We start from the raw sequence: 12,763 nt of genomic DNA, 5'->3' as shown, positions 1-12,763 counted from the left end.
CGCCGGCTCAGGCGTCCTCCGCCCGCATCGCCTCCAGCGCGGCCGCGGCATCGACATCGCTCGCGGCGGCGGCGATCTCATGGATTTCCAGCGCCTCAAGGTCCTCTCTCGTGTCGACATCGACAAAGGCCCCCTCCCCCTCCACCGGCAGCTCGACGACGAAATCGGGATTGTCGGCGAGGATGCGGCGGGCGCCGACATCGCCCTCCAGCGTCATCAGCGCCGGGAACAGCGCCCGCGCCAGCGCCACCGGGTTGCCATGCCGCGCCCCGGCCACCGGCACCGCCGCCAGCCGCCCGCGCGCCGGATCGAGCGCATCGGCGAGCCGGTCGATAAGCGCCGGCTCGACCTTCGGCATGTCGCCGAGCATCACCACCACGCGCTCCGTCTCCTTCGGCAGAGCGGCGACGCCCACACGCAACGAGGTGGAAAGCCCGCGCGCGAAGTCGGGATTGGGGGCGAAGGTCACGTCCAGCCCGTCGAGCGCCTTCCGCACCAAAGCGTCTTCGTGGCCGGTAACGACGATCACCGGCCGCGCGCGGGCGGCGAGCGCCGCCTCCACCGCGCGGCGCACCAGCGGCACGCCGCCGAGCGGCAGGGTCAGCTTGTGCGCCCCCGGCAGGCGCGTGCCCTGCCCGGCGGCGAGCACCAGAGCGGCCGGTGGGCGGGCCGGGCGGCGGCGCAGTTCACCGACCAATTGGGCGAGGACGGAGACGGCGATTTCCGCCGGGGTGGCGGCGCCGATATCGAGGCCGATCGGCGCGCGGATGCGCTCCAGCGCCGCGCGCGGCACGCCACGCTCCGCCAGCCGCGCCAGTCGCCCGGCATGCGACTTGCGCGAGCCGAGCGCGCCGACATAGAAGCAGCCGGCGCTGAGCGCCGCTTCCAGCGCGGGGTCGTCGATCTTCGGGTCATGCGCCAGCGCCGCCACGGCGGTGAACGGATCGAGCGGCCGCTCGGCCAGCGCGTCCTGCGGCCAGTGCGCCCGCACATCGACACCGGGAAAGCGCTCGGGCGTCGCGAAGGCGGTGCGCGGGTCCATGATCGTCACCGCGAAGCCCACCGCCGCCGCCATCGGCGCCAGCGCCTGCGCGATATGCACCGCGCCGGTGATGACGAGGCGCGGTGCGGGAAGCTGGACGGTGAGGAACAGCCGCCGGCCCTGCGCCTCCACCTTGCCGCTACGCCCACTGCGCAGCGCCTCGGCGAGATGCGGCGCCAGCGGATCGGCACCGGCGTCGCCGGCACGCACCAGGCGCTGGGCGCCGCCATCGAGATCGGTGACCAGCACGGCGGCGCGACGTGCGGCGCGTTCGGCATTCAGTTCATCGAGCAAAGCGAGGTCCATCAGCCGACCTTCTCGACATAGACGGCGATGCGCCCGCCACAGGAGAGGCCGACCTGCCAGGCGGTGGCGTCGGCGACGCCGAATTCCAGCAGCCGCGCCCGCCCGTCGGCGATCACCTCGGCGGCTTCCGCCACCACCGCGCCTTCGACGCAGCCACCGGACACCGAGCCGAGGAAATTGCCGTCTTCATCAATGGCGAGATGGCTGCCCACCGGGCGCGGCGCCGAGCCCCAGGTTTCGATCACCGTGGCCAGCGCCACCCCCCGGCCGGCCCGCCGCCAATCGGCCGCCACCTGCAGCACATCGTCCTCGCGCGTGAGCATGTTTTCTCCTCCGGTCTCTCCCGCACTATAACGCGCCGCAGCAAACGTGCCTTGCCCGCGCGGGCGGAAACGATCACAAGACCGCGCATGAACTCGCCCGTCCGTACGCCCCTCCCCTCGCCCGTGCCCGAAGCGCTGCCCGCCCGCACCCTGCGCCGTGTGGGTGAGCTGGCGCAGGCCGGGTTTGTGCCGGCCGATCCGGCACTGGAAGCGGTGGAAGCGCGCTACGCCGTGGCGGTGACACCGACGCTCGCCCGTCTGATCGATCCCGCCGACGCCGCCGATCCCATCGCCCGGCAGTTCCTGCCCGATGCGCGCGAGCTGGAGACGCGGCCGGAAGAGCGTGACGACCCGATCGGCGACGACGCGCACAGCCCGGTGCCGGGCATCGTCCACCGCTACCCCGACCGGGTGCTGCTGAAACTCGTCGGGGTCTGCGCGGTCTATTGCCGCTTCTGCTTCCGCCGGGAGATGGTCGGGCCCGGCGCGGAAACCAGCCTCTCCGACGATGCGCTCGACGCCGCCCTCGCCTATATCGCCGGCCGGCCGGAGATCTGGGAAGTGGTGCTCACCGGGGGCGACCCGCTGGTCGCCTCGCCACGTCGCCTGGCCGATCTCATGGCCCGCCTCGCTGCGATTGCGCATGTGAAGATCGTGCGCTTCCACACCCGCGTGCCGGTCGCCGCGCCGGAACGCATCACCCCCGCGCTGGTGGCGGCACTGCGCGCGCCGGGCGTGACGACCTATGTCGCCATTCATGCCAACCATGCGCGCGAACTCGGCCCCGAGGCCCGCGCGGCGCTGGCCCGTCTCGCCGATGCCGGAATCGCGCTGGTGGGCCAGAGCGTGCTGCTCGCGGGCGTCAATGACGATGCCGGAACACTCGCCGCGCTATTTCGCGCGCTGGTGGAGTGCCGGGTGAAACCCTATTACCTCCACCATCCCGACCTCGCCCCCGGCACGGCGCATTTCCGCCTGCCGATAGAGCGCGGACAGGCGCTGATGGCGGCGCTGCGCGGGCGGGTCTCCGGTCTCGCGCTTCCGACCTATGTGCTCGACATTCCCGGCGGCCACGGCAAGGTGCCGGTCGGCCCCTCCTATCTGGAAGCGGCGCCGGAGGGCTGGCGCGTCACCGATTATTGCGGCGGCGTGCACGCCTATGGAGAGGGCGTGTGAGCCGCCCCACGCCCGTCGATGTGGTGGTGATCGGCGCCGGCGCCGCCGGGCTGATGTGCGCCATCGAAGCCGGGCGGCGCGGGCGCCGGGTCGTGGTGCTCGACCATGCCCGCGCGCCGGGCGAGAAGATCCGCATCTCCGGCGGCGGACGCTGCAATTTCACCAATCGCGATGCCGGCCCGCGCAACTATCTCTCCGCCAATCCCGGCTTCGCCATTTCGGCGCTGAAGCGCTACCGCGCGCAGGACTTCATCGCCCGCATCGACCGGCGCGGCATCGCCTGGCACGAGAAGACCCTCGGCCAGCTGTTCTGCGACGGCTCTGCCCGGCAGGTGGTCGACATGCTCACCGACGATCTGCGCGAGGCCGGCGGCGAACTGCGTCTAGCCACCGCTATCACCGGAATCGAGCGGGCGGCTGACGGCTTCACCGTGGCGACGACGACCGGCAGTGTCGCCTGCCGCTCGCTGGTCGTTGCCTCGGGGGGCAAGTCGATCCCGAAAATGGGCGCCACCGGCTTCGGCTATGAGATCGCGGAACGCTTCGGGCTGGCGCTGCAGCCCACCCGCCCGGGGCTCGTGCCGCTGACCCTCGATCCCGCGCAGCTGGAGCGGCTCGCCCCGCTCGCCGGCGTGGCGGTGGAAGGCCGGGTGAGCCATGGCAAGACGCGGTTCGAGGAAGGGCTGCTGTTCACCCATCGCGGCCTGTCCGGCCCGGCGATCCTGCAGATTTCCTCCTATTGGCGCGAAGGCGACGAGATCACGCTGGCGCTGGCGCCGCACACCGACATCTTCGCCCGGCTGCGCGATATGCGTGCCGCCCATGGCCGGCAGGCGCCCGCCACCGCGCTGGCGACGCTTCTGCCCAAGCGCCTCGCCCAGCTCATCGCCGAGCGCGAGGCGGGCCCGGCCAACCTCGCCGACCTTTCCGACAAGGCGCTGCGGCGGATCGACGAGGCGGTGAATGGCTGGCGGCTCAAGCCGACCGGCTCGGAAGGCTACCGCACCGCCGAGGTGACGCTGGGCGGCGTCGACACGGCCGGGCTTGATTCACGCACGATGGAAGCCCGCACCGTGCCGGGCCTGTTTTTCATCGGCGAGGTGGTGGATGTCACCGGCTGGCTCGGCGGCTATAATTTCCAGTGGGCGTGGTCGTCCGGCTGGGTCGCCGGGCAGGTGGCGTGAGGCGACATCAGACCGTGAGGAACCCGCGCCCGAGATAGGCGAGCTTGGCCCTGTCGGGGCCGAGCGTCACCGCCTCGACCCGGCCGACCAGCACATCATGGGTGGCGATGGTGCGGGCCTCCACCAGCCGGCAGTGAAACACCGCCACCGCGCCGGTGAGGCAGGGCAGGCCCAGCGCCCCTTCATGCCAGTGGCCGACGCCGAATCGCTGCTCGCCCTCCAGCCCGCCGCGCCCGCCAAACGCTTCCGCCACCGCCTGCTGCTCGGCAGCCAGCATGTTCACCGCGAACCGACCGGCCTGGCGGAAGGCGGGAGCGGAGCGGATGCGGCGGTTGAGGCAGACGAGGAGGGTCGGCGGGCTGTCGGACACCGAGGCGACCGCCGTGGCGGTGAAGCCGGCGCGGCCCTCCGCGCCATGGGTGGTGATGACATGCACGGCGGCGACCAGCCGGCTCATCGCCTCGCGATAGAGCCCGGCCTCGACCGCGTGCCCGGCGTCGTGATGCGCCTCAGGCGCCTTTGGCTGATCCAATCTGCCGTGCCTCCTGCACCGGCGCGCGGACCGAAGGCCCCCGCACGCATATGCGCTGTGCATAACCTCTGGCGGCCGGTTTTGGAAACCGCGCCTCCGACCCCCGCGTCGACATGACGATGTGAAGACAAAAATGACGGAGGCGGACACAGGTCGGACGCAGTCTCGTCACATTAACCGCTTGAGTTGCAATGAGATTTGCATTTAGCGGTATTTAAGCACCCTAATATCATGCTTTTCGATCGATTGCATTTCGTCTTTCGATCGAATTGTATCGGAAACGGGCGCGAGCTAAGAGTAGGGGCGCTTGTCGTACGGGCACGGTCATAAACTGTGCAAAAGCCCGGCGGCGGCGCCTTGCGCAAATTCGGCTGAGGGGAGCCGGCACAATCATGGAAATTTTCGTTCAGCAGCTCATAAACGGGCTGACGCTCGGCTCGATCTACGGGCTGATCGCCATTGGCTACACCATGGTGTTCGGCATCATCGGCATGGTGAACTTCGCCCATGGCGACGTGTTCATGGTCTCCGCCTTCATCGCGCTGATCTGCTTCCTGCTGGTCACCACGGTGCTCGGCATCACCTCGATCTTCCTCGCTCTGGCGATCGTGCTGGTCGTGGCGATGTTCTTCACCTCGCTGCTCAACTGGGCGATCGAGCGGGTGGCCTACCGGCCCCTGCGCGGCTCGTTCCGGCTGGCGCCGATGATCTCGGCCATCGGCATGTCGATCTTCCTCGCCAATTTCGTGCAGGTGACGCAGGGCCCGCGCAACAAGCCGGTGCCGCCGATGATCACCGACGTGATCGTGCTGATGGATTCCGGCTCCTACCAGGTCACCCTCGCCTGGAAGCAGGTCATCATCATGGTGGTCACCGCCGCCCTGCTCGGCGGCTTCTGGTATCTCGTGCAGAAGACTTCGCTCGGCCGCGCCCAGCGCGCCTGCGAACAGGACCGCAAGATGGCGGCGCTGCTCGGCATCAATGTCGACCACACCATCTCGTTGACCTTCGTCATCGGTGCCGCGCTCGCCGCCGTCGCCGGCACGCTCTACCTCATGTATTATGGCGTCGCGAACTTCGCCGACGGTTTCGTGCCGGGCGTGAAGGCCTTTACCGCGGCGGTTCTCGGCGGCATCGGCTCGCTGCCCGGCGCCGTGCTCGGCGGCTTGCTGATCGGCCTGATCGAGACCTTCTGGTCGGCCTATTTCTCCATCGAGTACAAGGACGTGGCGGCGTTCTCCATCCTCGCCATCACCCTGATTTTCATGCCGCAGGGCCTGCTCGGCCGGCCTGAGGTCGAGAAGGTCTGAGGTCGCGCATCATGGCTGTCCAGACCGCCGACACCGCTGCGCCTGCGGCCCCGGCCGCCGGCTCCCCGTCCCTCCTCGGCCACGCCTTCAAGGACGCGCTGATCACCGGCCTGATCGCGCTCGGCCTGTTCGGCCCGCTGATCGGGTTCGAAACCGTCATCATCGACGGGGCGCTGGGCCTCGCCTACCGCCCGTCGCTGCTGGCCATCATGGTCGGCATCATCTTCGTCGGCCGGCTGCTGCTGAACCTCACCCTTTGGTCGCCCAACCGCCGCCCCTCCACCCGCAGCGGCCCGAGCGTGTTCGACCGGATCGGCACGGCGGTCGGCCCCGGGGTCAAGCCGGCGCTGCTCGCCTTCGCGGTGGTGTTCCCGTTCCTGTCCACCTTCCTCCTGGGCGGGCTGAACGAGAGCCGCTATCTCATCGACCTCGGCATCCTCATCCTCACCTATGTGATGCTCGGTTGGGGCCTCAACATCGTCGTCGGCCTCGCCGGCCTGCTCGACCTCGGCTATGTCGCCTTCTACGCGGTGGGCGCCTACACCTACGCACTGCTGGCGACCTCGGCGCCGATCAATGATTTCTTCGCCGGCCTGTTCGGCGCCACCTTCTGGGCGAACTGGGCGTTCTGGATCTGCCTGCCGCTGGCCGGCATCTTCGCCGGCGTCTGGGGCATGATCCTCGGCTTTCCCGTGCTGCGCCTGCGCGGCGACTATCTCGCCATCGTCACGCTGGCCTTCGGCGAGATCATCCGGCTGGTGCTGATCAACTGGGTGGACTTCACCAATGGCGGCGCCGGCATCGCCTCGATCCCGCGCGCGACCTTCTTCGGCATTCCCTTCAATGCCGGACCGGACGGCTTTGCCGCGCTGTTCGGGCTGCCCTTCAACCCGATGCACCGCATCGTCTTCCTCTATTTCGTCATCCTGGCGCTGGCGCTGCTCACGGCCTTCGTCACGGTGCGCCTGCGCCGGTTGCCGGTCGGCCGCGCCTGGGAAGCGCTGCGCGAGGATGAGATCGCCTGCCGTTCGCTCGGCATCAACACCACCACGACCAAGCTCTCGGCCTTCGCCACCGGCGCCATGTTCGGCGGCTTCGCCGGCTGCTTCTTCGCCGTGCGCGCCGGCTTCGTCAGCCCGGAAAGCTTCACCTTTGACGTGTCGGCGATGATCCTCGCCATCGTCGTGCTCGGCGGCATGGGCTCGCAGATCGGCGTCGCGGTGGCGGCGGCTGTCATGATGGGCGGCATGGAAATGCTGCGCAATCTCGGCTTCCTCAAGCAGGTCTTCGGCAACGACTTCGACCCCAGCCTGTACCGCATGCTGATCTTCGGCTTCGCCATGGTCGCCATCATGGTGTGGAAGCCGCGCGGCCTCGTCTCCACCCGCGACCCGACGATCTTCCTCAAGGAACGCAAGGCGGTCTCCGGTGATCTCGTGAAGGAGGGCCACGGCTGATGGCAACCTCTCCCGCAACCGGCCTCCCGCGCTGGGAAGCCGACCCCATCCTCATCGTCGAACACCTGTTCATGCGCTTCGGCGGCCTGATCGCGGTGAACGACCTCAGCTTCAAGGTCGGACGGGGCGACATCACCGCCCTGATCGGCCCCAACGGCGCCGGCAAGACCACGGTGTTCAACTGCATCACCGGCTTCTACAAGCCGAGCGAGGGACGCCTCATCCTGGCGAAGGGCCGCGCCCCCACGCCCGACGAGATCGCCGAAGTGACCCGCATCGGCGAGCGTTCGCTCACCGGCCGCGACGCTGGCGTCTATCTGCTGGAGCGCATGCCGGACTACCGCGTCTCCGGCGAGGCGCATGTGGCCCGCACCTTCCAGAACATCCGCCTGTTCACCGGCATGACCGTGCTGGAGAACCTGATGGTGGCGCAGCACAACGCGCTGATGGCGGCGTCGGGCTATTCGCTCAAGGGGCTGTTCGGCCTGCCCGGCTGGACGAAGGCGCAGCGCGCCGCCACGGAGAAGGCGAAATACTGGCTCGACAAGGTCGGCCTCACCGACCGCGCCGACGATCCCGCCGGCGATCTTCCCTATGGCGCCCAGCGCCGGCTGGAAATCGCCCGCGCCATGTGCTCGGAGCCGATCCTGCTCTGCCTCGACGAGCCCGCCGCCGGCCTCAACCCGCGCGAAAGCCTTGAACTCAACACCCTGCTGCGCGCCATCCGCGCCGAGCACGGCACCTCGATCCTGCTGATCGAGCACGACATGAGCGTGGTGATGGAGATTTCCGACCACGTCGTCGTGCTGGATTACGGCACTAAGATTTCCGACGGCACGCCGGAAGCGGTGAAGAACGACCCGCGCGTCATCGCCGCCTATCTCGGTGTCGACGAGGACGCGATCGAGGAGGTCGAGGCCGAGCTGCATACGGAGTCTGCCGCGCCGGGAGCCAGCGCATGAGCGATACTCTCACCCCTCCCGCCGCTACGACGACGGCACCCGCCCGCACCGACGTGCCGATGCTGCAGGTGCGCGGCGTCAAGACCTTCTACGGCAACATCATGGCCCTCAAGGGCGTCGATGTGGATGTCTACAAGGGCGAGATCGTCACCCTGATCGGTTCCAACGGCGCCGGCAAGTCGACGCTGATGATGACCATCTTCGGCCAGCCGCGCCCGCGCGAGGGCGCGATCCTGTTCGAGGGCCGGGACATCACCAAGGTGCCGACCCACGAGATCGCCCATCTCAAGATCGCCCAGTCCCCGGAGGGAAGGCGCATCTTCCCGCGCATGAGCGTGTTCGAGAACCTGCAGATGGGCGCGGCGATCGACGGCTTCGCCCATTTCGACGCCGACCTCGAAAAGGTCTTCACCCTGTTCCCGCGCCTCAAGGAGCGCATCAACCAGCGCGGCGGCACGCTCTCGGGCGGCGAGCAGCAGATGCTGGCCATCGGTCGGGCGCTGATGAGCCGGCCGCGCCTGCTGATGCTGGACGAGCCCTCGCTCGGCCTTGCGCCGCTGGTGGTGCGGATGATTTTCGACGCCATCCGCGAACTCAACCGCACGGAGGGCCTCACTGTGCTGCTGGTGGAGCAGAACGCCTTCCACGCGCTCAAGCTCGCCCATCGCGGCTATGTTCTCGTCAACGGCGCCATCACCCTCTCGGGCGAAGGCCGCGAGCTGCTGGAGCGCCCGGAAGTGCGCGCCGCCTATCTCGAAGGAGGAGCGCACTGATGGCTCCCGTTTCCGGCACCCTCGTCTCCAAGGGCAGTTCGGCGAGCCTCGCCGTCGTGCTGCCGCTGCTGGTGGTCGCCCTCGTCCTGGTTTCGGCGGTGTTGAAGCCGGAACTGGTGGTGGAAGTGTCGCGCGCCGATTTCGTGCTCGTGACCCTGTTCCTTGGCGGCGGCGCGGCGTGGCTCACCGGCCGCTCCATCGCCTCGACCTGGCGGCCCTACCGGCAGGCGGTGCTCTATGCGCTGCTGCTGGGCTGCGTGGTGCGCTTCTTCCATTTCGCGTTGTTCGAGGGCACGCTGCTCTCGCTGCATTACTTCCTCACCGATACGGCCTTCCTGGTCGCCCTCGCCACGCTCGGCTTCCGCGCCGAGCGGGCGCGGCAGATGACGACCCGCTATGGCTGGATGTTTCGCCAGTCGGGGTTCTTCGGCTGGCACGAAGGCAATGCCGGGCCCCGTTCCGGCGAGCCGTGAGAGGCGCCTTCACCATGTTTCGCTTGCTCGTCGACAAGAGCACCGAAAAGGGCATGATACGGCCCGGGGCGACAGCCGCCGAGCCATTGAGGCCGTGCTTTCCAACCTTCCAGAATGAGGAGAGACGTTCATGAAGAAGCTTCTGATTGCCGGCATCGCGCTCGGCGCCATGGTGGCGCTCGCCGTCCCGGCGTCGGCGCAGATCAAGGTCGGCGTTGGCGGTCCGATGACCGGCGCGAACGCCACCTTCGGCGCCCAGCTGAAGAACGGCGCCGAACAGTGGGCCGCTGACGTCAACGCCAAGGGCGGCATTCTCGGCCAGAAGGTCGAGCTGATCATCGGCGACGACGCTTCCAAGCCCGAGCAGGGCGTGTCGGTTGCCAACAAGTTCATCTCCGACGGCGTCAAGGTGGTCCTCGGCCACTTCAACTCCGGCGTCTCGATCCCGGCCTCCGAACAGTATGCCGAAGCCGGCATCCTCCAGTTCACCCCGGCCTCGACCAACCCGAAGTTCACCGAGCGCGGCCTGACCAACGTGTTCCGCGTCTGCGGCCGCGACGACCAGCAGGGCGCTGTCGCCGGCGACTACATCGCCAAGAACCTGAAGGACAAGAAGGTCGCGATCGTCCACGACAAGACCCCCTACGGAAAGGGCCTTGCCGACGAGACCCAGAAGGCCATGAATGCCGCCGGCATCAAGGAAGTGGTCTATGAGGGCATCAACCCGGGCGAGAAGGACTATTCCGCGCTCGTATCGAAGCTGAAGTCGGCGAATGTCGACGTGCTCTATTATGGCGGCCTGCACACGGAAGCCGGCCTGCTGGTGCGCCAGATGCGCGACCAGGGCATGACCACCGTGCTGTTCTCGGGCGACGGCATCACCGACAAGGAGTTCTGGACCATCGCCGGTCCGGGCGCCGCCGGCACGCTCATGACCTTCGGTCCCGATCCGCGCAACAGCCCGGCTGCCGCCGCCGTTGTCGCCGAGTTCAAGAAGAAGGGCATCGATCCGGAAGGCTACGTGCTCTACACCTACGCCGCCGGCCAGGTGTTCCAGGAAGCGGCCGAAGCGACCAAGTCGCTCGATAACGCCAAGCTGGCCGAGTACATCCACTCCGGCAAGGTCTTCAAGACCGTGCTCGGCGACCTGACCTTCGACAAGAAGGGCGACCGCACCACCCTCGACTACGTGCTGTACGTCTGGAAGGACGGCGGCTACTCGCAGATGTGAGCCGCAGCGCCGAGCCTTCGTGGCACGGCGCACCGTCTCCTTCGACAAACGAAACCCGCCGGAGCGATCCGGCGGGTTTTGCTTTATCCGGTGCGGGCCTCGCCGGCAGGCTCAGCCGAAGGCGGAGAGCGCCGGGAAGGTCTCCAGCAGCCAGAAGCTCAGCTGCGCCATCCAGCCGGAGAGGAAGCCGATGCCGGTGAGCACGAGCAGCGCACCCATCACCTTTTCCACCATGGGCAGATAGCGCTTGGCATGGCCGAGCACGCCGAGCGCCGGGCGCGCCATCGCCGCCACGGCGAGGAAGGGCACGCCGAGCCCGGCGGAATAGACCGCCAGCAGGCCGGCGCCATGGGTGAGCGTCTGCTCGCTTGCCGCCACGGCAAGGATCGCCGCCAGCACCGGGCCGATGCAGGGCGTCCAGCCGAAGGCGAAGGCGAGGCCCATCACATAGGCGCCGAGAAAGGTGGTCGGCGCATCCACATGCACCCGCTTGGTACGGGTGAGCCAGCCGAAGCGAAGAATGCCGAGGAAGTGCAGCCCCATCAGCAGGATAGCGACGCCCGCCACCATGGCGAGTTCCTGCGAATAATAGCGCAGATACGCCCCCGCCACCGAGGCCCCCGCCCCCAGCGCCACGAACACGGTGGAGAATCCGGCCACGAACAGCACCGCCGCGCCCAGGGTGCGGCGGGCCGCGGCATCGGTCGGCGCCTTGTGGGTGATTTGGTCGAGACTGGTGCCGGCGAGGTAGCACAGATAGGGCGGCACCAGCGGCAACACGCAGGGCGAGGCAAAGCTGGCGATGCCGGCCACGAAGGCAGCCGGAAGAGTGACGTCGGCCATGAAATGAGCAACCCTAGCCTATCCGAGGCTTCCCAATGCACCGGCCTACCCGCCGGCGCAATGCGGCGGCTTGGCCTCTACCCGTGATGTGATGCCGCGATTCCACGCGGCGCGAGCGAGGAGCGCATGCGTAACCTGATCACCGATGTCGCCGGCCTCACCGTCGGCAACGCCACCGACCTCGCGCTGGCCTCCGGCGTCACCGTGTTGCTGTTCGATGAGCCGACCGTCGCCTCGGTCGATGTGCGCGGCGGTGGGCCGGGCACGCGCGAGACCGACCTCCTGGCGCCGGACGAGACCGTGGGCGCCGTCCACGCCCTCACCTTGTCCGGCGGCTCCGCCTTCGGGCTGGATGCGGCGGGCGGGGTGGCGGCGGCGCTGGCCGAGCGCGGCATCGGCTTTCCCGTCGGCGACGCCCGCGTGCCGATCGTGCCCGGCGCGGTGCTGTTCGATCTGCTGAATGGCGGCGACAAGAACTGGGGCCGCTTCCCGCCCTATCGCGATCTCGGCTACGCCGCCGTCCATGCCGCCGGGCGCGACTTCCCGCTCGGCACGGTGGGCGCCGGCACCGGCGCGACGACGGTAGACCTCAAGGGCGGCCTCGGCTCGGCCTCGATGGTTGCCGCCACCGGCCACACGGTCGGGGCGCTGGTGGCGGTGAATGCCTGCGGCGCCACCAATTTCCCCGGCGGCCCGCATTTCTGGGCGGCGCCCTTCGAGCAGGAGGGCGAGTTCGGCGGCCTCGGCCTGCCCCATCCCCTGCCGCCCCTGCCGGCGCGTCCGCCGCTGAAGGGGTTGCCGCCCGGTGCCAACACCACCATCGCCATCGTCGCCACCGATGCGGTGCTGACCAAGGCGCAGTGCAAGCGGCTGGCTGTCATGGCCCATGACGGCTACGCCCACGCCATCTGGCCGGTGCACACGCCGCTCGACGGCGACACCATTTTCGCCGCCGCCACCGGCCGGCGCCCGCTGGAAGACCCGGTATTCGACCTCGCCCTCCTGGGCGATGCCGTGGTGCGCACCCTCGCCCGCGCCTGCGCCCGGGCGGTGTTCGAGGCTAACCCCTTGCCGCAACAGGATACCCTTCCCAGCTGGCGGCAGCGTTTCGGCGGCTGACACCGGCTTATTGCGTCGCACGCAATAAGCAC

General features: G+C 68.8%; 13 protein-coding genes. 9 read left to right on the top strand and 4 right to left on the bottom strand.

The window, feature by feature from the left end:
* Positions 1-7 precede the first annotated feature (7 nt).
* Together K9D25_RS24940 and K9D25_RS14055 are read right to left on the bottom strand one after the other, a co-directional pair.
* Positions 8-1,348: an XdhC family protein gene (locus tag K9D25_RS24940; protein WP_279613740.1), complete on the bottom strand. Its 1,341-nt coding sequence runs from the start codon at positions 1,346-1,348 to the stop codon at positions 8-10.
* Positions 1,348-1,671, bottom strand: a complete 324-nt coding sequence (locus K9D25_RS14055; RefSeq protein ID WP_244376135.1) for an XdhC family protein — start codon at positions 1,669-1,671, stop codon at positions 1,348-1,350. Before K9D25_RS14055 ends, K9D25_RS24940 begins: the two co-directional genes overlap by 1 nt.
* Positions 1,672-1,758: 87 nt before the next feature.
* On the opposite strand from K9D25_RS14055, the gene K9D25_RS14050 reads away from it, so the two are divergent.
* On the top strand, positions 1,759-2,847 hold the full coding sequence (locus K9D25_RS14050; protein WP_244376133.1) for a lysine-2,3-aminomutase-like protein: 1,089 nt from the start codon (positions 1,759-1,761) through the stop codon (positions 2,845-2,847).
* A complete protein-coding gene (locus K9D25_RS14045) occupies positions 2,844-4,031 on the top strand; it encodes an NAD(P)/FAD-dependent oxidoreductase (RefSeq protein WP_279613739.1) in 1,188 nt (395 codons plus the stop codon). The genes K9D25_RS14050 and K9D25_RS14045 overlap by 4 nt, the downstream gene beginning before the upstream one ends.
* Positions 4,032-4,038: 7 nt before the next feature.
* Here the strand turns inward: K9D25_RS14045 and K9D25_RS14040 are convergent, their stop codons facing one another.
* Entirely contained in the window at positions 4,039-4,563 is a 525-nt protein-coding gene (locus tag K9D25_RS14040) for a flavin reductase (protein ID WP_244376131.1), read from the bottom strand.
* A gap of 392 nt (positions 4,564-4,955) precedes the next feature.
* On the opposite strand from K9D25_RS14040, the gene K9D25_RS14035 reads away from it, so the two are divergent.
* The 6 genes from K9D25_RS14035 (at position 4,956) to K9D25_RS14010 (ending at position 10,769) form a co-directional block, all read left to right on the top strand.
* A complete protein-coding gene (locus K9D25_RS14035) occupies positions 4,956-5,873 on the top strand; it encodes a branched-chain amino acid ABC transporter permease (protein ID WP_244376129.1) in 918 nt (305 codons plus the stop codon).
* Between the two features lie 11 nt (positions 5,874-5,884).
* Positions 5,885-7,330 (top strand): high-affinity branched-chain amino acid ABC transporter permease LivM, encoded by a 1,446-nt coding sequence (livM, locus tag K9D25_RS14030; RefSeq protein WP_244376127.1) that lies wholly within the window; start codon positions 5,885-5,887, stop codon positions 7,328-7,330.
* Complete coding sequence (locus tag K9D25_RS14025; RefSeq protein WP_244376125.1) at positions 7,330-8,292, top strand: ABC transporter ATP-binding protein; 963 nt, start codon at positions 7,330-7,332, stop codon at positions 8,290-8,292. The genes livM and K9D25_RS14025 overlap by 1 nt, the downstream gene beginning before the upstream one ends.
* The gene (locus K9D25_RS14020; protein ID WP_432207881.1) at positions 8,289-9,065 is read left to right on the top strand and encodes an ABC transporter ATP-binding protein; all 777 of its coding nucleotides are present in this window, start codon (positions 8,289-8,291) and stop codon (positions 9,063-9,065) included. The genes K9D25_RS14025 and K9D25_RS14020 overlap by 4 nt, the downstream gene beginning before the upstream one ends.
* Before the next feature lie 101 nt (positions 9,066-9,166).
* The gene (locus K9D25_RS14015; RefSeq protein ID WP_432207947.1) at positions 9,167-9,538 is read left to right on the top strand and encodes a DUF6867 family protein; all 372 of its coding nucleotides are present in this window, start codon (positions 9,167-9,169) and stop codon (positions 9,536-9,538) included.
* Positions 9,539-9,668: 130 nt separating this feature from the next.
* Complete coding sequence (locus K9D25_RS14010; RefSeq protein WP_244376121.1) at positions 9,669-10,769, top strand: branched-chain amino acid ABC transporter substrate-binding protein; 1,101 nt, start codon at positions 9,669-9,671, stop codon at positions 10,767-10,769.
* A 111-nt stretch (positions 10,770-10,880) separates the two neighbouring features.
* On the opposite strand, the gene K9D25_RS14005 is transcribed toward K9D25_RS14010, so the two are convergent.
* On the bottom strand, positions 10,881-11,612 hold the full coding sequence (locus K9D25_RS14005) for a cytochrome c biogenesis CcdA family protein (RefSeq protein WP_244376119.1): 732 nt from the start codon (positions 11,610-11,612) through the stop codon (positions 10,881-10,883).
* 126 nt (positions 11,613-11,738) lie between these two features.
* On the opposite strand from K9D25_RS14005, the gene K9D25_RS14000 reads away from it, so the two are divergent.
* A complete protein-coding gene (locus K9D25_RS14000; RefSeq protein ID WP_244376117.1) occupies positions 11,739-12,731 on the top strand; it encodes a P1 family peptidase in 993 nt (330 codons plus the stop codon).
* Positions 12,732-12,763 lie beyond the last annotated feature (32 nt).

This window comes from Ancylobacter polymorphus (assembly GCF_022836935.1).
GTDB lineage: Bacteria > Pseudomonadota > Alphaproteobacteria > Rhizobiales > Xanthobacteraceae > Ancylobacter > Ancylobacter polymorphus_A.
The sequence above is the reverse complement of the archived record's forward strand: the minus strand, read 5'-3'. Positions and strand labels throughout refer to the sequence as shown.

What these genes read in the sequence shown, in the direction of transcription:
- K9D25_RS24940 (WP_279613740.1), bottom strand. Translation starts at nt 1,348, where the DNA reads ATGGACCTCGCTTTGCTCGATGAACTGAATGCCGAACGCGCCGCACGT.
- K9D25_RS14055 (WP_244376135.1), bottom strand. Translation starts at nt 1,671, where the DNA reads ATGCTCACGCGCGAGGACGATGTGCTGCAGGTGGCGGCCGATTGGCGG.
- K9D25_RS14050 (WP_244376133.1), top strand. Translation starts at nt 1,759, where the DNA reads ATGAACTCGCCCGTCCGTACGCCCCTCCCCTCGCCCGTGCCCGAAGCG.
- K9D25_RS14035 (WP_244376129.1), top strand. Translation starts at nt 4,956, where the DNA reads ATGGAAATTTTCGTTCAGCAGCTCATAAACGGGCTGACGCTCGGCTCG.
- livM (WP_244376127.1), top strand. Translation starts at nt 5,885, where the DNA reads ATGGCTGTCCAGACCGCCGACACCGCTGCGCCTGCGGCCCCGGCCGCC.
- K9D25_RS14025 (WP_244376125.1), top strand. Translation starts at nt 7,330, where the DNA reads ATGGCAACCTCTCCCGCAACCGGCCTCCCGCGCTGGGAAGCCGACCCC.
- K9D25_RS14020 (WP_432207881.1), top strand. Translation starts at nt 8,289, where the DNA reads ATGAGCGATACTCTCACCCCTCCCGCCGCTACGACGACGGCACCCGCC.
- K9D25_RS14010 (WP_244376121.1), top strand. Translation starts at nt 9,669, where the DNA reads ATGAAGAAGCTTCTGATTGCCGGCATCGCGCTCGGCGCCATGGTGGCG.
- K9D25_RS14005 (WP_244376119.1), bottom strand. Translation starts at nt 11,612, where the DNA reads ATGGCCGACGTCACTCTTCCGGCTGCCTTCGTGGCCGGCATCGCCAGC.
- K9D25_RS14000 (WP_244376117.1), top strand. Translation starts at nt 11,739, where the DNA reads ATGCGTAACCTGATCACCGATGTCGCCGGCCTCACCGTCGGCAACGCC.